The organism is Paenarthrobacter sp. E2MeOHC11, assembly GCF_058744955.1.
The window spans coordinates 4,239,979-4,256,324 of sequence record NZ_CP196673.1; the positions used below are offsets into that span (position 1 = coordinate 4,239,979).

A 16,346-nucleotide genomic window follows, 5' to 3' on the forward strand; every position below is an offset into this window, starting at 1 on the left:
TCCGCCACAGGCGGGTGGTGCAGGGCCCTTTGCTGTCCACTGCAAGCCCGGCTTCGCGAATGCGTTGGTCAGGTGGATGAAGGCATTGACAGTCATATCCGGCCATTGGCGTGGCACGGTTCCCGGGACCGAGCCCTTCCCGGCTACGCTTGGGGACTGACACGGGGTGCCGGGCGTTGGGCCAGGCTGAGATCCAGACCCGTTGAACCTGTCCGGTTAGCACCGGCGAAGGGATGTCCCCATGACTTCAACGTCGTATTCTCCCGTCTACCCGTTGGCCGTTTCCGGCCGGCAAATACCGCGGGTACTGAGCATCGCAGGCTCGGACCCATCCGGCGGCGCAGGTATCCAGGCTGATCTGAAGAGCATCGCAGCCCATGGCGGTTACGGCATGGCAGCCATCACCGCCCTGACTGCGCAGAACACTGTGGGAGTCCGTGCTGTCCATGTTCCTCCGGTGGAGTTCCTGCGCCAGCAACTGGAGGCAATCAGCAATGATATTGCCATCGATGCAGTCAAAATCGGGATGCTTGGTGACGCGGCCGTGATCCACGAAGTCCGCGGCTGGCTCGAAGCGGTGCGTCCCGCCGTCGTGGTCCTTGACCCGGTGATGGTCGCCACCAGCGGTGACCGCCTCCTGCGGGAGTCCGCCGGGAAGGCCCTGCGCCAGCTCCTGCCGCTGGCAGACCTGATCACGCCTAACCTGCCCGAACTTGCCATGCTGCTGGGGGAGCCGGAGGCCGCTGACTGGCCCTCGGCGTTGGATCAGGGCAAGCGGCTGGCCGCTGAGTGCGGCAACACCGTGCTGGTCAAGGGTGGCCATCTGGCCGGTTCCGAATGCCCTGATGCGCTGGTGAACACCAGCGGGTTGTTGCGGCAGGACGTCATCGAGGTGCCCGGTCCGCGGGTGGAGACGGCAAACAGTCACGGCACGGGCTGTTCCCTGTCCTCGGCCCTGGCCACTGCGCAGGCCCGTACCGGTGACTGGGAGGCGTCATTGCGTCAGGTGAAGCCATGGTTGATCGAGGCGTTGACGCATTCCGACATTCTCGAAGTAGGCCACGGAAGCGGACCAGTGCACCACTTCCACCACCATGCGGGCCCGAGGCCGGGAGATTTCGCGTCGGTGCTATGGAAGGAAGCGACCCCGGAGCTTGAAGCAATCTACAAGCTCAGCTTCATTGACGGCTTGCAATCCGGCAGCCTTCCGGAAGCCGCCTTCAACTACTACCTTGCCCAAGACGCCATTTACCTCAATGGGTACTCCAGGGTCCTGGCCCGCGCCGGCGCCCTTGCTCCCAGCGAGAAGGAACAGCTGTTCTGGGCCAAAGCGTCACAGCAGTGCCTTGAGGTCGAATCGGAGCTTCACCGGAACTGGTTGAGCACCCGGGAGGCGTCAACGGCCACCGGTCCCGTCACGAAGTCGTACGTGGACCATCTGCTGGCGTCTTCGGCTTCCGGTAGTTATGCGGTGGTGCTCGCGGCAATTTTGCCTTGCTACTGGCTGTACGCAGAAGTGGGCCAGCAGCTCCATGCAGCGTACGTGGAAGCAGGGGCTCCAACGGAGCACCCTTATGCGGCGTGGCTCACGACGTACGCGGACGAGGATTTCGCTGCCGCTACCAGGAATGCGATCAACTTCACTGATGGCGCTGCGATGGCAGCTTCCGAGAGGGAAAGGGCCGCCATGGTGGAGGCCTTCGCCCAGTCCTGCCGCTATGAAACAGCGTTTTTCGATGCTCCACGGCTTCACGCGTAGCCCGATTCCTGGATCTTTCAGCGTCCGGATAAGCCGGCACTACCGCGCGTCGCGGGCTTAATCGCGTTAATTGTGCCCAAACCCTGTAGGCTGTATGGGCACGGTGCCGGGAGAGTCCGTTACAACTGGTGACGCAAGTCACGCGGTAGCCTCCGGACCCGGCCTCATTTGCAGCTGAAGGTCAAACTAGCGTAATCTTGATCTTCGGTGCTTACGCCAACACTTGGGTTATGCCCCTTGGAATTGTTCATGGGATGACTCGCGGACTTCGATCAGAAGTCCACGGCGTTGAGGCACAGCGCGAACCAGGCCTGATTCCGGTTCAAGGTTCCGCACGCAAATTTAGTTATAAACGTCGAGAGAAGTGAGTACCCAAGTGGTGTACGCGATTGTCCGCGCAGGCGGCCGCCAAGAAAAAGTTTCCGTTGGAGACTACGTAACGCTTAACCGCGTCCCCGGTGGAGCCGGCAGCACGCTTGAGCTGCCCGCCTTGCTCCTGGTTGACGGCGACAAGGTCACCTCCGCAGCTGCGGAACTGGCCAACGTCAAGGTCACGGCTGAGATCCTCGAGGACCTCCGTGGTCCGAAGATCGTCATCCAGAAGTTCAAGAACAAGACCGGCTACCGGAAGCGTCAGGGTCACCGTCAGGAACTGACCAAGATCAAGATCACCAGCATCGCGTAACTTTCGTTACCCGCTGTTCAGGTTTTTCAGTTTCCCCAGAAATTTAGAGGCAGGCATTTCACATGGCACACAAAAAAGGCGCGAGTTCCACTCGCAACGGTCGTGACTCCAACGCTCAGTACCTGGGCGTAAAGCGCTTCGGTGGTCAGGTAGTTTCCGCAGGCGAAATCATCGTTCGCCAGCGTGGAACCCACTTCCACCCGGGTGCAGGCGTCGGTCGCGGTGGCGACGACACCCTGTTCGCCCTGCAGGCCGGTGCGGTTGAGTTTGGTACTCGCCGCGGACGTCGCGTAGTGAACATCGTTGCTGCTGCAGCTGCAGAGTAACAACAAGTTCTGAACCGGTGGAGCGGGCCAATCGGCCCGCTCCACCGTTCTTTTAACCGCATTACAATCGACTGGGGCGCCCACAGGCGCGCTGGTTTTGCAACAGCGCTGGCAACAGCAACAAACGCTGTAAGACAGCAACTGAGGAGATCCACGTGGCGAGCTTTGTAGACCGGGTAGTCCTGCACGTATCCGGCGGAACCGGCGGCCACGGCTGTGTCTCCGTAAAGCGGGAAAAGTTCAAGCCGCTTGGCGGCCCCGATGGGGGTAACGGCGGTAACGGTGGCGATGTCATCCTGCGGGTATCTGCCCAGACCACAACGCTGCTGGACTACCACCACGCTCCCCACCGCCACGCCACCAACGGTGGCCCGGGCATGGGCGACTGGCGTGGTGGCAAGAACGGCGAGACACTGATTCTTCCGGTCCCTGACGGCACAGTAGTGAAGACCAAGGACGGCGAAGTCCTGGCCGACCTCGTTGGCGAGGGTACCGAATTCATCGCAGCCGCCGGTGGCCAGGGCGGCTTGGGCAATGCTTCCCTTTCATCGCAAAAGCGCCGCGCCCCGGGCTTTGCCCTGCTGGGCATCGAAGGTGAATCCAGCGACATTGTCCTGGAACTTAAGTCCATCGCAGATATTGCGTTGGTTGGTTTCCCCTCTGCCGGTAAATCCAGCCTCATCGCTGCCATGTCTGCCGCCCGGCCGAAGATCGCCGATTACCCTTTCACCACCCTCATCCCCAACCTTGGTGTGGTTCAGGCCGGCGAAGTCCGCTTCACTATTGCCGACGTCCCGGGCCTGATCGAGGGCGCCAGTGAAGGCAAGGGCCTTGGCCACAACTTCCTCCGCCACGTTGAGCGCTGCGCCGCGCTGGTGCACGTCCTGGACTGCGGAACGCTCGAATCTGACCGCGACCCCCTGTCCGACCTCGCCATCATTGAGGCCGAACTGGAGAAATACGCGGTTGACATGAGCTACGCCGGTGTTGACGGTGAGGTTGTTCCGCTGAACGAACGTCCCAAGCTTGTTGTCCTTAACAAGGTGGATCTCCCCGATGGCAAGGACATGGCCGAATTCGTTCGTCCGGACCTGGAAGCACGCGGATACCGGGTCTTCGAAGTGTCAGCCACCAGCCATGAGGGCCTGCGTCAGCTGGGCTTTGCCATGGCGGAGATCGTCAAGGCAGCGCGCGACGCAGTAGCGATTGCTCCTCCGAAGGTTGCCGCGCCCGTCCTGCGTCCGAGGGCAGTCAACGAGTCCGGTTTCAAGATCCGCCGCGAGGAAAAGAACCTTGAGCCGCTGTTCCGCGTTCTGGGCGAAAAGCCTGTCCGATGGGTCAAGCAGACGGACTTCACCAACGAGGAAGCCATTGGCTACCTCGCCGACCGCCTGGCCAAGCTGGGTGTCGAAACCGAGCTCTTCAAGGTTGGCGCCAAGCCCGGAGATACCGTTGTCATCGGCGAAGACGACGGCGTGGTCTTCGACTGGGAGCCCACCATGATGGCCGGTGCTGAACTTCTGGCGACACCGCGAGGCACCGACATCCGTGTTGCGGACATCGGTGACCGTCCGACGCGTTCGCAAAAGCGTGACGAACAGATCGAGCGCCGCGAAGCCAAGGCAGCCGCGCGCGCCGAGCTCGAAGCCGAACGCAAGGCGGGCATCTGGACTGAATCCGTCAGCGGCCGCCGTGCGCAGACCGTGAGGGAAAGCACCCTGGACTCCGGTGATGACGACTAGGACCATCAACGCTCCGACAACGGCTGAGGGCCTGGAACGCCAGGCCCTCGCCACCGCAAAGCGGATTGTGGTCAAGGTGGGGTCTTCCTCGCTGACCAGCATCAAAGGTGGCATCTCCGAGAAGTCCCTTGCCGGACTGGTGGATGCCCTCGCCGACAAGCGGAATGCCGGCACCGAAATCATTCTGGTGTCCTCCGGTGCCATCGCTGCAGGCTTGGCTCCGCTGGGCCTGGCAAAACGGCCCAAGGACCTTGCAACCCAGCAGGCCGCAGCAAGCGTTGGCCAGGGACTCCTCATGGCGCGTTATACCCAGGCGTTCAGTGCCCACGGCGTCACGGTCAGCCAGGTCCTGCTGACTGCCGATGACCTCATGCGGCGCACGCAGCACACCAACGCCTTCCGTGCCTTGGACCGGCTGCTCAATCTCGGTGTGGTGCCGGTGGTCAATGAGAACGACACCGTGGCAACGCACGAGATCCGCTTCGGCGACAACGACCGGCTCGCTGCCTTGGTGGCACACTTGGTCCGCGCCGATGCGCTCGTGCTGCTCTCCGACGTCGACGCCCTCTATGACGGCCCGCCGTCCCAGGGTGCCAAGCGCATACCGTTGGTCCGCGGTCCGCAGGACCTTGAGGACGTGACCATCGGCAAGGCCGGCAAGGCCGGCGTCGGAACCGGTGGCATGATGACCAAGGTGGAAGCGGCATCCATCGCCGCCGGCTCGGGTATTCACGCCTTGGTCACGTCAACTGCCAACGCTGCCGCTGCCCTGGCGGGGGAGGACGTGGGCACCTGGTTCGCCGTGAACGGCAACCGCAAGCCTGTCCGCCTGTTGTGGCTGGCTCACCTGGCAACGGTTCACGGACGGTTGATGCTCGACGACGGCGCGGTGAAAGCCGTGCGCGACCGGCACAGGTCACTCCTTCCTGCAGGTATTTCGGATGTCAGCGGTGACTTCGAAGCCGGCGATCCCGTTGAGATGATTGCCCACGACGGAACCGTTGTGGCGCGTGGGTTGGTGAACTACTCTTCGGACGAACTCCCGCGCATGCTGGGCCGCACTACCCAGGAGCTCGGCCAGGCACTGGGCAGGGGCTATGACCGCGAAGTTGTTCATGTTGACGATCTGGTACTCCTGCGGTCGTCCCGCTCATCTAAACTTGGAGCATGACTGAAGCGCTGACTCCTGACGCCCCTGTGATCTCCGACGTGTCCGGTGCCCCCGGCCAGGCGCCGGAGAACCCTGCGGCAGGCGGCGTTCCACTGTCCGCTGAGGATGTCGAAGCTGCGGTTCATGCCATTGCCGACCGTTCCCGCAAAGCTGCCCGCCGCATGGGACAGGCAAACCGTGCATGGAAGGACCGTGCACTGCGCGCCATCGGAACAGCCTTGGTCGAGAACCGGAAGCACATACTTGAGGCCAACTCCAAGGACGTGGCCGTAGGACGCGCCAATGGCACCTCTGCGGCGCTTCTTGACCGCCTCACACTGACTCCCGCCCGCATCGACGGCCTTGTTGCAGCGTTGGAGAACCTGGCAGGCCTGCCTGACCCCGTGGGAAACGTCGTCCGGGGGCAAACCCTCCCCAATGGTCTTCGCCTGCGCCAGGTCAATGTGCCCATGGGTGTAGTGGCGGCAATCTATGAAGCCCGCCCGAACGTCACGGTGGACATCGCCGGCCTGGCCCTGAAGAGTGGCAATGCCGTGATCCTCCGCGGTGGGTCTGCCGCGGCCAACACCAACGAGGCATTGGTGCAGATCCTTCGCGAAGCGCTCGATTCCGTCGGCCTGCCTGCCGACGCTGTTCAGACAGTGGATCAGTACGGCCGCGAAGGCGCAAACGTCCTGATGCGCGCCCGGGGACGCGTGGATGTCCTCATTCCCCGTGGCGGACGCGACCTCATCCAGACTGTGGTGACCAGCTCGTCTGTCCCTGTCATCGAGACTGGCGAAGGAAACGTCCATATCTTCATTGACGAGTCCGCGGGCGAAGAGATGGCAGTTGAGATTCTCCTCAACGCCAAGACCCAGCGTCCGAGCGTCTGCAACACAGTCGAGACGCTTTTGGTTCATTCCGGCTCCACAGTGCTGCCGGCCGTTGCCGCCGCGTTGCGGGCGGCCGGGGTCACCCTCCACGTGGATGAAAGGATCGCTGCCGCCTTGGGCAATGACGTGGACACCGTTCCGGCAGATGATGAGGACTGGGCCACCGAATACATGGACCTTGACCTTGCGGTGGCCATGGTGGACACCCTGGATGATGCCGTTAAGCACATCCGGACGTGGACCACCGGGCACACGGAGGCGATCCTTACGAACAACCTGGCCAACGCCGAGAAGTTCATTGCCGAGATTGATTCCGCCGCGGTGATCGTCAACGCGTCCACACGGTTTACCGACGGCGGTGAACTGGGCCTCGGCGCCGAAGTGGGTATTTCGACGCAGAAGCTGCACGCACGAGGTCCCATGGGGCTGACGGAGCTGACCACCACCAAGTGGATCGTCCAGGGTGAAGGCCAAGTCCGCAGCTAGCAACGCTGTAACATAGAACAGAAGTCCGGAACGGTGGGGAGTCCTGCCGTGCAAAACATTTCAGAACCAACTAGGGGAGAAGATGCTGTTTCAGCAGATCGCCACGTCCATTGCCGCCCAAACGGAAGGCGGACACGAGGAACTCGCGCCGCTGTGGGCTGAGCCGTGGGTCTTCGGCATCGTGATGTTCGCTTTCCTGCTTGTCCTCATGTTCGTCACCCTCTCCTACACCAACCTGGGTAACCGCCACGAGGCCGTTGAAGAGCACTCCGATCCGCACCGCCAGCACCCCAACAAGCACACCCACGGGCAGGGCCACTAACATTATCGCCGCAACACCGCGTGGGGAGTCGGGGCGCAGGCTTCGGCTGGGCGTGATGGGTGGAACCTTTGATCCAATCCATCATGGCCACCTTGTGGCTGCAAGCGAAGTCGCAGCCAAGTTCGGCCTCGACGAAGTGGTATTCGTGCCCACGGGCCAACCTTGGCAGAAGTCGCACAAGCTGGTCAGCGAGCCGGAGCATCGGTACCTGATGACGGTGATTGCCACGGCTTCGAATCCAAGGTTCACCGTCAGCCGGGTGGACGTTGACCGGCCAGGGCCCACCTTTACCATCGACACGCTCCGCGATCTCCGGGCGCAGCGGCCCGACGCAGACCTCTTCTTCATCACCGGCGCGGACGCCTTGGCGCAGATCCTGTCCTGGAAGGACGTGGACGAGCTATGGTCCTTGGCGCATTTCGTCGGCGTGACCCGCCCTGGACATGAACTCAATGATCTTGGACGGACCGATGACGTCAGTTTGCTGGAGGTCCCTGCCATGGCGATTTCCTCCACGGATTGCCGGACCCGCGTAGGTGCAGGGAACCCCGTCTGGTACCTGGTGCCTGATGGAGTGGTGCAATACATCGCGAAATATGGACTGTACGCGGCGCATCCTGTGGCAGGAGAGCTGACGCCCGCACTGTCCGGATCAGACGACCAAGCACGTACTGAATGAGTTTTGAATGAGCAGCCAGGAACAGCGACCCATCCGCAGCAGGCGCGAGCTTCGCCGTGCCCGGGAAGAGCACCCCGACGCGCAGCCGGACGCCAAGGTGGAACCGGACGCGCCCGCAAATGCCGAAACTGCCGGTGAAACGGACCGTCCCACAGGCCGTAACCGTCGGGTCGCGGATGGACCGGTAGACGCCGTAGGAACCGCCGCGCAGGAGAGATCCTCGCAGGTCAGGGCCCGCGATCGTGCTGCGCTGCGGACCATCAAGGAGCTTGCAGACAAGGAAGAGCAACTCTCCGGAGGTGGGCCCCCCACTCGTCGACAACTTCGTCTGCAGCAACTCCAGGCTGAAGTTGCCACGTCCATGAACCCGATCGTTCCAGCGGCCGGTGCCACCCCGGACGCTTCACAGTCCGAGGCCGCCAAGGATGCCTCCAAGTCCGAGGCCGCCAAGGACTCTTCCAAGTCCGAGGCCGCCAAGGACTCTTCCAAGGACAAGATCGCCGCAACGGACAAAGTTCCCGGCGGCCCTGCGGAGTCCGAAATGTCGGTGGAGCAGGCGCTGGCGGTCCGGGAGTTGATAGCGGCCCAGGTTCAAAACCAGACCGCCAAGCTGGAACATATTGCCGAGCAGGATCCGTTGGCCGTTGATCCGGCGGTGCTGGCGGAACAGATCGCCCTGGCAGAACGCGCGGCAGTGTTGAACAAGCGTGCAGCCGCCAAGCAAAAACTTGCCGAGCAAAACCAAGCTGAGCAGGGCAAGGCGTCCACGGAGGCCAAGCCGGCCGATAACGGTAAATCTCCAGCCGCCACCGCAGGTCCTTCCACAGCCAACAACCTGGCGATGGTGACTCCTTTGGAGTTCGTCAAGGTTCCGGGTGTTGAACGGCCGGTAATGAAGCGACCCAGTACCACCTTCGTTCCGTTGATCACCTCCGCCGGCCCCAAGCTTGACGGCGGGCAGCCTCAGGGAAAGAAGCCGGGCTCACGAGGGCGGGCCGGGGTTCTTGCCCGGGCGGAAGCGGTTGCCAGGTCCGCCAGGAAGAAGCCCGTTGCACTGGCTGAACCAGGCGAGGAAGAGCAGAGGCCGCCGGTCTCTGCCAGTGCGGCCTATGGGCTGGACCCTTTGGACGTCAACACGGCAGGACTGGCCAGAGCGCAACGCAACAGGCTGCTGCAGTTCGGCGTTCTGGCATTGGGCTTGGTTGCGCTCATTGTCGGCATCATCATGATCACCAGCGGCTAGTTCCGCTCAATTTACGGCTCACGCCACACATCGGCCACAGGCCACAACAAGGAGTCCCCGTGTCTGCACATGAACAATCCATCACCCTCGCCCGTCACGCCGCGCGTGCAGCGGCGGACAAACTCGCCGAGGATATCGTTGCCCTGGATGTCAGCGAGCGTTTGGCCCTTACTGACATCTTCCTGATTGCTTCGGCTCCCACCGAGCGCCAGGTCAACGCAATCGTCGATGGCATCGAGGAAGAACTGCTGAAGCAGGACCTCCGTCCCGTTCGCCGTGAGGGACGCTCTGAAGGCCGCTGGGTCCTGCTGGACTACGCCGACATCGTGATCCACGTCCAGCACGCCGAGGATCGGGTGTTCTACGCCCTGGAGCGCCTGTGGAAGGACTGCCCGGTGGTGGACCTCGAGTTGGGGGATGACGCTTCTGCCAAGGCTGTTTCAGCAGAGGATTCCGAGCACTAGCAACGGACGGCGACCGAATATGCCCGATTTGGAATTTTCGGAAATGCTGTTCTAAGATATTTGAGTTGCTTCGGCGCGGATAGCTGGAAATGCTGAACGCGAAGCAGCGAAAATATGGGGCTGTGGCGCAGCTGGTAGCGCACCTGCATGGCATGCAGGGGGTCAGGGGTTCGAGTCCCCTCAGCTCCACCAAAGAAGGTCCTGCTTTCCTCACGGAAAGCAGGACCTTTTCCCGTATCCGGGGTGTGGCAACCGATGCGGTCTTAGCTGACCGGGCGGGATATCAGGGCCGGCAGCATGAATGCCCACATTTGTTCGATCCGTAGCATGACGTCTTCACGTGAACTCAAGACCTCGGAAACCATCTGGACGCCGGTGAAGGATGCAATCAGAAAGCGGGCGAACGCTGCCGGATCGAGGTCAGGCCTCACGGCGCCATCCGTTTGGGCTTGGATCAGCAGTTGCTCCGCAGTATTGATCCAGTCTTGGTATGGACCGGATACGTCAGCTTGAAATGCGGATGCTTCAAAGGTGAGGCGGATCCCGCCTTGGACGATCGGTTCGTCCAGCAGTTGCTGGCCGAACATTCTGCAAAGCCGGACGATTTTCTCCAGGGCGGGAATGTCCGATGCGGCTATCTGTGACCCGGCCGCCAATACTATTGCGTGCTGTTCTTCGATCACGGCCAAGGCGAGTTCGCGCTTGGACGTGAAGTGGAAGTACAGGGCGCCCTTCGTCACGGCGGCGCGCTTGGTAATGTCGGCCAAACTGGCGTTCCCATACCCAATCTCCGCGAAGACCCGCGCAGCACCTTCAATGACGGCAAGCCGGGTTTCTTTCGCACGTTGCTGCATGGGTGGATGGAACCTCTCGGGTGGTGCCGGACGCGCGGCGCTCGGGCCGCCGCTGAGACCCCACAACGCTATCATCCAGCGGACATGAATAAACCGGCTGAACGGTTTGGTTTATTGGCCCACGGATTCTAGACTTCAACTGGAGCAGCAGTATTCGAGCGCTGACTCCCCGGCAGCCGGTTTGGGGGGAGGTGCGGTGGATTCGTCCAACGCACCTCGGCTGCCGAGTGCGTGATGCACTTCACCTTCGGGCGATTTCGCTTCTCGGTGGATTGTGGTTACTATTGACGAGTTGCTTCGCCGGGAAGGGAAATACTTCCCCGCTAAGTCAGCAAATCCGGGGCTGTGGCGCAGCTGGTAGCGCACCTGCATGGCATGCAGGGGGTCAGGGGTTCGAGTCCCCTCAGCTCCACTTCGGAAAAGGACCCCGCTCATTCGAGCGGGGTCCTTTTGTTTGCCCCTCACCCGGAGTCTGCCAACCCGGAGGTCGCGCAAATTCGGCGCCGCTGACGAACTCAACGCCTTGGAACGGTTGATCGGCTACCACCCTGGCGTTGTGACCCGGTGACGAGGTCCAGCACGGATTTGCCCGGTCGGCGTGTTTCATCGGGAGAGTTGTGGGACTTTACTTCGAGGTTCGTGACAACATTGACACTCATGGCTTCTCGCAGGGGAGGGGAGCCGAATGATAGGTAGTCCCGGTGCCTGGCTCCGAGGATTCGCCGTGACGTGTGCCTGCGCTGCCGGGATAGTTGCAGTCTCCAACGAGACAAACAGGTGTTTGTATGGTGCACCCCCAGGGTTCCTCCAAGGCGCCACCAAAGTCGAGACAAATACGCAATGAAAGCGAGACCATTAACCGTGACGGCATTGGAGCTTGAGGCCCTGTTCAGCTCATTGTCCAGGCTTCCCGACGTCGAAGCAGACAACCTGCAGGCATACGACGCTACTGATCGCCTTCTGCTGGAAACAGCCGCGGGTTTTGTTGACCCGGGCGCTTCGGTGGTTGTCGTCGGAGACCGGTACGGCGCCTTGACGCTGGGCGCGTTGTCCTGGCTTGGCGTCGGGCAGGTGCGCGTCCACCAGGACCTCTTCACTGGTCGCCTCGCATTGGCGCGCAACGCCAAGGCAGCTGGTCTTGAGGGCCGCTTCACCCAGCATGAAATCGGCCAGGAGTTGTTGGGCAGCGCGGCCCTGGTACTTGTTCAGTTGCCAAAGTCGCTGGCTGAACTGGAGGAAATTGCCGACGCCCTTGCCCGGTTCGCGGCGCCGGATGCGGTGATGCTGGCGGGCGGCCGCGTCAAGCACATGACGATGGGCATGAACACGGTCCTGGACAAGTATTTCTCCTCGGTCCAACCCCAGCTTGCCCGGCAGAAGTCCAGGGTTCTCATAGCCAGGGACCCCAAAACCGTTCACGGCACGCCGCCGTTCCCGGTGGTCGAACCCGTGCCGGAACTGGGGATTGCGGTAAGTGCCCATGGCGCTGTCTTCTCCGGTACGCGCCTCGATATCGGTACGCGTTTCCTGCTGACATTCCTGGACCGCATGCCCGCCGCCCACCGCGTAGTCGACCTTGGATGTGGTACTGGGATTCTGGCCACGATGTATGCGCGACGCCATGATGGGGCAACAGTGATTGCGACAGACCAGTCCATAGCTGCTGTAGCCTCTGCCCGTGGTACTGCGGAGGCAAATGGCTTGGGAGGGCGGGTTGCGGTGGTTCACGACGACGCCATGTCAACACTGGAACCAGGCAGCGCAGACCTCATCCTCCTGAACCCGCCCTTCCACTTGGGCGCCACTGTCCACGCCGGCGCGGCACTGAAGATGTTTAAAGCCGCCGCGCGGGTCCTTGCTCCGGGAGGGGAGCTCTGGACTGTGTACAACAGTCACCTGCAGTATCGGGCTGTGCTTGAACGGCTCATCGGGTCAACGTCGGAAGAAGGCCGCAACCCGAAGTTCACGGTGACACGCAGCATCAAATCCTGATCTGGCGTCATCAACGCACGGTCTGAATGGCCGTCGCATAGAATTCAGTGTCATCGTTACCAACCCCTGACTCCGACGCCAGCGTGTGCTCGTACCCGTAGGGGCGTGGGTATCGTACGATGCAGACACAGACTAAATTCGACGAAGTTTTTCCGAATGACGAGGGGCATCAGTGACTGAGATCCGGCAGCCGACACCTAGGCGCGGAACGAATCTACCCCGTATGGGGGACTTCAATCTGACCGTCATTCTGGAGGCGATCCGTCGCTCGTCGCTCGGGCTGAGCCGCGTCGAACTGGCACAGATCGTTGGACTTTCCCCACAGACGATTTCCAATATTTCCCGCCGGCTCCTGGACCAGCAGCTGATCGTCGAGGCCGGTAAAGAAGGCTCCGGCCCAGGCAAACCGAGAACCATCCTGCGCCTCAATCCCGCAGGTATGTATGCGGTAGGCGTCCATCTGGACCCTGCTGTCATTACTTTCGTGGTCCTTGACCTTCTAGGCGACGTCGTCCGGCATTCTCGGATGGCAACTCCAGGGGGAGACCCGGCCGGAGTGATCACCAGCATCGCTGCGCAAATCAAGGTCCTCATCGAAGAGTCGGGCGTGGATGCGTCCAAGATCGCCGGGCTCGGCGTTGCTGTTCCCGGCCCGATTGACCTTGACGAGGGCTCCGTGGTGGAACCGCCACTGCTGACGCGGTGGAACCGGGTGCGTATCCGCGAGGCATTGAGCGAGGCCACCGGGCTGGAAACCCTTGTGGACAAGGATGTAACCAGCGCAGCGGTGGCCGAGACATGGGCAGGCGGCGCCAGCGGTGCCGGCAGCTTTGTCTTCATGTATATGGGTACAGGCATCGGCTGCGGCATTGTGCTCAATGACGAAGTGGTGCGGGGAACGTCCGGGAACGCGGGCGAAATCGGCCACATCGTGGTTGACCCCGGCGGTCCACTGTGTGATTGCGGACTGCACGGATGCGTTAAGTCCTCCTGCATCCCACAGGTAGTGGTGGCAGAGGCCGAAGCCGCCGGTGTCCTTGACGGTCACCGGGGAGGGGCAGACGGTCCCGAAGTCCAGGAACGTTTTGCGGAGTTGTGCGACAAAGCTGATGCCGGCGACCGGAAGGCTATTGCCATCCTGGATAGGTCGGCAACGCTCGTCGCTCGCGCAGTCTCCGTGGTGACCAACACTTTGGATGTGGAGCGGGTTGTCTTCGGCGGTCCGTTCTGGGCGCGGATGTCACCGTACTTCCTGGAACGTGTTCCGGAACTCCTGGACAGGAACAACGCCGCCCGTATGATCCACGACCTCGAAGTAGTAGGGACCGGAGTAGGCGAAGACGTCGGCGCCATCGGTGCGGCATGCCTCGTCCTGGAGCACATGCTGGCTCCGCGGGCACAGCGGCTCCTGCTGGAGGGCTAATTAACTGGAGCGCTAAGCAAGCAGCACCTTTGAAGGATTGGAGCACCATGGGCCGCCCAATGAAGCTAGCCGGTTTGACGTGTGCCGCAGTGAAGCCGGCCGCAGCGAAGTTTGCTGCCATGGTTTCCGTCGCTGCCGTCCTGGTGGCAGCGACTTCCTGTTCGCCCACTCCTGAGGCCGCGGAGAATAAGACGCTCAAGATCGTCTATCAGAAAACGGATGCGTCCACGGCCCTTGATGCCGTGATGCAGGAGGCCAAGAAAGAAGTCGAAGCCGCCAACTCCGGGGTAACCGTGGAGCTTCAGCCCATTCAGGCCAATGATGATGACTACGGGACCAAACTCGCGTTGGCGCAGCGTTCAGCGGACACAGCGCCGGATGTTTTCTACGAGGACACGTTCAAGGTGCGCTCGGATGTCGACGCCGGCTACCTCCTGAAACTGGACAGTTACCTTGCGAACTGGGATGACTGGTCCAACTTCAATGACGCAGCCAAGGCCGCCGGCCGGGCAGATGACGGCAGTATCTATGCGGTGCCGTTGGGTACCGATACTCGGGCCATCTGGTACAACAAGGCTGTCCTTCAGAAGGCTGGCATTCCCGTTCCGTGGCAGCCCAGGACCTGGGAGGACATCCTGACAACGGCCCGTGCCGTGAAAGCATCGGATCCCAACGTGATCGCATTCAACATGTACGCGGGCAAGGGTACCGGCGAAGGCACCGTCATGCAGGGGTTCTACGAGCTCCTCTATGGGACAGACAGCACTTTGTATGACGAGTCAGCCAAGAAATGGGTGGTCGGCTCCCAAGGTTTCACGGATTCGCTGGCCTTCCTTAAGACCCTTTACGACGAGAAGCTCTCTGTCAGTCCTGCCGAGGCGCTGGACGCGAACGTATGGAAGAAAGTCTTTGGCGAGTGGTTCCCCCAAGGCAAGCTGGCGGCCACAGTGGAAGGTTCCTACACGCCGTCGTTCTGGCAGAAAGGCGGCGCGTACGAATGGGCCGGCTATGAGCAGGACATGGGGGTCGCGATGTTCCCGACCCGGAATGGCCAGGATCCCGGTGGCGTCAGCATGTCAGGCGGCTGGACGCTGGCAGTGGGGGCCAAAAGCAAGAATCCGGACCTTGCCTTCCAGTTCCTCAGCACAGCACTGAACAAGAAGAACGCGTTGTCTTATGACATTAATAACTCGCAGATCGCCGTCCGTACGGATGTAGCCTCCGAAGCTGAATACCTGGCAGCCAACCCGTTCGTGAAGGATGTTTCGGACTTGGTGGCAGTGACGCATTACAGGCCCGCCACCGCTGACTACCCGAGGATTTCCACTGCTGTCCAGGTGGCCACTGAATCAGTGATCACCGGCAAGCAAAGTCCTGAAGATGCTGCTGCGGAATACGACGCCACCGTCCGGAAGATTGTGGGGGAGGACAGGGTCCTGGAGAAATGACCATCCGCCGCTTCCTGCCGGTAGTCCCCTCCATTCTGCTGCTCCTCCTTTTCCTGCTGGCCCCGGTGGCCTGGTCCTTTTACGCGTCCTTCACCGACGCAGCCCTATCCGGCAAGGCTGCCAGGGATCCGCAATGGGTGGGTGCGGACAACTATGTGCGGATGTTCAGCGACGACTCCTTCCCGCTGGCTGCCTGGCTGACGGTGGTGTTCGTGGTGGCCTCGGCGGTGATTGGCCAGAACGTCCTCGGCTTGCTGATCGCGCTTCTGATGACGCGGTCCCGGAACGCGGTCTCGGCCTTGGTGGGCACGGCCGTGGTTGCCGCTTGGGTACTTCCGGAAATCGTGGCAGCGTTCGCCGCCTACGCCTACTTCAACCGGGATGGCACACTGAACCAGGTGGTGGGCCTCCTCGGAGGCCAGGGCCTGGACTGGCTGTATTCGTTCCCCCTCGTGGCCATCATCCTTGCCAATACCTGGCGGGGGACCGCTTTCTCCATGTTGGTGTACAGGGCTGCACTGGCGGAAGTCCCCCGGGACATCGCGGAAGCCGCACTCATGGACGGAGCCCGGGGCTGGCAGAGGCTCGCGTTCATTACCCTGCCGTTGATCCGCAGCAGCATCGCTACGAACCTGATGCTGATCACGCTCCAGACGCTGGCCGTATTCACCCTGATCTGGGTGATGACGGCAGGCGGACCGGCGGGCGCCAGCACTACGCTGCCTGTGTTGGCGTACCAGGAGGCATTCAAGTTCGGCGACATCGGATACGGTACGGCGGTGGCCTCCGTGCTGATCCTGTTGGGCATGGTTTTCGGCGCTGTCTATGTACGGCTCCTGCGGGAGCAGCGCCCATGACCACCAGCAGCCTGCGAGCG

Annotated in this window: 15 protein-coding genes, 2 tRNA genes and 1 riboswitch; of the genes, 16 read left to right on the plus strand and 1 reads right to left on the minus strand. The window is 61.8% G+C overall.

Going from position 1 to position 16,346, the window contains the following annotated elements; genetic code table 11:
• The first annotated feature begins 152 nt into the window (after window positions 1-152).
• Window positions 153-251: riboswitch (TPP riboswitch) on the plus strand.
• From thiD to ACSSVG_RS19780, 11 genes are all read left to right on the plus strand, one after another.
• A complete protein-coding gene (gene thiD, locus ACSSVG_RS19730; RefSeq protein WP_492415923.1) occupies window positions 242-1,759 on the plus strand; it encodes a bifunctional hydroxymethylpyrimidine kinase/phosphomethylpyrimidine kinase in 1,518 nt (505 codons plus the stop codon). (Overlaps the previous riboswitch by 10 nt.)
• Before the next feature lie 376 nt (window positions 1,760-2,135).
• The gene (rplU, locus tag ACSSVG_RS19735) at window positions 2,136-2,444 is read left to right on the plus strand and encodes a 50S ribosomal protein L21 (protein ID WP_018777818.1); all 309 of its coding nucleotides are present in this window, start codon (window positions 2,136-2,138) and stop codon (window positions 2,442-2,444) included.
• Window positions 2,445-2,506: 62 nt separating this feature from the next.
• On the plus strand, window positions 2,507-2,770 hold the full coding sequence (gene rpmA / locus ACSSVG_RS19740) for a 50S ribosomal protein L27 (protein WP_003803426.1): 264 nt from the start codon (window positions 2,507-2,509) through the stop codon (window positions 2,768-2,770).
• A 155-nt stretch (window positions 2,771-2,925) separates the two neighbouring features.
• The gene (gene obgE, locus ACSSVG_RS19745) at window positions 2,926-4,512 is read left to right on the plus strand and encodes a GTPase ObgE (RefSeq protein WP_159702855.1); all 1,587 of its coding nucleotides are present in this window, start codon (window positions 2,926-2,928) and stop codon (window positions 4,510-4,512) included.
• Window positions 4,502-5,683 carry a glutamate 5-kinase gene (gene proB / locus ACSSVG_RS19750; RefSeq protein WP_231338663.1) on the plus strand — a complete coding sequence of 394 codons (1,182 nt, stop codon included), beginning with the start codon at window positions 4,502-4,504 and terminating at the stop codon, window positions 5,681-5,683. Before obgE ends, proB begins: the two co-directional genes overlap by 11 nt.
• Window positions 5,680-7,044, plus strand: coding sequence for a glutamate-5-semialdehyde dehydrogenase (locus tag ACSSVG_RS19755; RefSeq protein ID WP_231338662.1), 1,365 nt, complete (start codon window positions 5,680-5,682; stop codon window positions 7,042-7,044). Before proB ends, ACSSVG_RS19755 begins: the two co-directional genes overlap by 4 nt.
• 82 nt (window positions 7,045-7,126) lie before the next feature.
• Window positions 7,127-7,366, plus strand: coding sequence for a hypothetical protein (locus ACSSVG_RS19760; RefSeq protein ID WP_144651516.1), 240 nt, complete (start codon window positions 7,127-7,129; stop codon window positions 7,364-7,366).
• Between the two features lie 55 nt (window positions 7,367-7,421).
• Window positions 7,422-8,045, plus strand: a complete 624-nt coding sequence (gene nadD, locus ACSSVG_RS19765) for a nicotinate-nucleotide adenylyltransferase (protein ID WP_231338661.1) — start codon at window positions 7,422-7,424, stop codon at window positions 8,043-8,045.
• 7 nt (window positions 8,046-8,052) lie between these two features.
• A complete protein-coding gene (locus tag ACSSVG_RS19770) occupies window positions 8,053-9,288 on the plus strand; it encodes a hypothetical protein (RefSeq protein ID WP_492415926.1) in 1,236 nt (411 codons plus the stop codon).
• Window positions 9,289-9,347: 59 nt separating this feature from the next.
• Window positions 9,348-9,752: a ribosome silencing factor gene (gene rsfS, locus ACSSVG_RS19775; protein ID WP_091553904.1), complete on the plus strand. Its 405-nt coding sequence runs from the start codon at window positions 9,348-9,350 to the stop codon at window positions 9,750-9,752.
• Between the two features lie 116 nt (window positions 9,753-9,868).
• Window positions 9,869-9,944, plus strand: a tRNA-Ala gene (locus tag ACSSVG_RS19780).
• Window positions 9,945-10,015: 71 nt separating this feature from the next.
• Here ACSSVG_RS19780 and ACSSVG_RS19785 read toward each other — a convergent pair.
• Window positions 10,016-10,606, minus strand: a complete 591-nt coding sequence (locus ACSSVG_RS19785; RefSeq protein ID WP_253468325.1) for a ScbR family autoregulator-binding transcription factor — start codon at window positions 10,604-10,606, stop codon at window positions 10,016-10,018.
• Between the two features lie 339 nt (window positions 10,607-10,945).
• Between ACSSVG_RS19785 and ACSSVG_RS19790 the strand changes: the two genes are divergently transcribed.
• The 5 genes from ACSSVG_RS19790 to ACSSVG_RS19810 all read left to right on the plus strand — a co-directional run bounded on the left by ACSSVG_RS19790 (window position 10,946) and on the right by ACSSVG_RS19810 (window position 16,326).
• Window positions 10,946-11,018: transfer RNA gene (locus ACSSVG_RS19790), tRNA-Ala, on the plus strand.
• 428 nt (window positions 11,019-11,446) lie between these two features.
• On the plus strand, window positions 11,447-12,598 hold the full coding sequence (locus tag ACSSVG_RS19795; protein ID WP_492415928.1) for a class I SAM-dependent methyltransferase: 1,152 nt from the start codon (window positions 11,447-11,449) through the stop codon (window positions 12,596-12,598).
• 223 nt (window positions 12,599-12,821) lie between these two features.
• Complete coding sequence (locus ACSSVG_RS19800; RefSeq protein ID WP_231338657.1) at window positions 12,822-14,021, plus strand: ROK family protein; 1,200 nt, start codon at window positions 12,822-12,824, stop codon at window positions 14,019-14,021.
• A gap of 47 nt (window positions 14,022-14,068) precedes the next feature.
• Window positions 14,069-15,469 carry an extracellular solute-binding protein gene (locus tag ACSSVG_RS19805; protein ID WP_492415931.1) on the plus strand — a complete coding sequence of 467 codons (1,401 nt, stop codon included), beginning with the start codon at window positions 14,069-14,071 and terminating at the stop codon, window positions 15,467-15,469.
• Entirely contained in the window at window positions 15,466-16,326 is an 861-nt protein-coding gene (locus ACSSVG_RS19810; RefSeq protein ID WP_492415933.1) for a carbohydrate ABC transporter permease, read from the plus strand. Before ACSSVG_RS19805 ends, ACSSVG_RS19810 begins: the two co-directional genes overlap by 4 nt.
• Window positions 16,327-16,346 lie beyond the last annotated feature (20 nt).

Coding starts and splice junctions, on each gene's coding strand:
- thiD (WP_492415923.1), top strand. CDS start 242: ATGACTTCAACGTCGTATTCTCCCGTCTACCCGTTGGCCGTTTCCGGC.
- rpmA (WP_003803426.1), top strand. CDS start 2,507: ATGGCACACAAAAAAGGCGCGAGTTCCACTCGCAACGGTCGTGACTCC.
- proB (WP_231338663.1), top strand. CDS start 4,502: ATGACGACTAGGACCATCAACGCTCCGACAACGGCTGAGGGCCTGGAA.
- ACSSVG_RS19755 (WP_231338662.1), top strand. CDS start 5,680: ATGACTGAAGCGCTGACTCCTGACGCCCCTGTGATCTCCGACGTGTCC.
- ACSSVG_RS19760 (WP_144651516.1), top strand. CDS start 7,127: ATGCTGTTTCAGCAGATCGCCACGTCCATTGCCGCCCAAACGGAAGGC.
- nadD (WP_231338661.1), top strand. CDS start 7,422: ATGGGTGGAACCTTTGATCCAATCCATCATGGCCACCTTGTGGCTGCA.
- ACSSVG_RS19770 (WP_492415926.1), top strand. CDS start 8,053: ATGAGCAGCCAGGAACAGCGACCCATCCGCAGCAGGCGCGAGCTTCGC.
- ACSSVG_RS19785 (WP_253468325.1), bottom strand. CDS start 10,606: ATGCAGCAACGTGCGAAAGAAACCCGGCTTGCCGTCATTGAAGGTGCT.
- ACSSVG_RS19795 (WP_492415928.1), top strand. CDS start 11,447: ATGAAAGCGAGACCATTAACCGTGACGGCATTGGAGCTTGAGGCCCTG.
- ACSSVG_RS19800 (WP_231338657.1), top strand. CDS start 12,822: ATGGGGGACTTCAATCTGACCGTCATTCTGGAGGCGATCCGTCGCTCG.
- ACSSVG_RS19805 (WP_492415931.1), top strand. CDS start 14,069: ATGGGCCGCCCAATGAAGCTAGCCGGTTTGACGTGTGCCGCAGTGAAG.
- ACSSVG_RS19810 (WP_492415933.1), top strand. CDS start 15,466: ATGACCATCCGCCGCTTCCTGCCGGTAGTCCCCTCCATTCTGCTGCTC.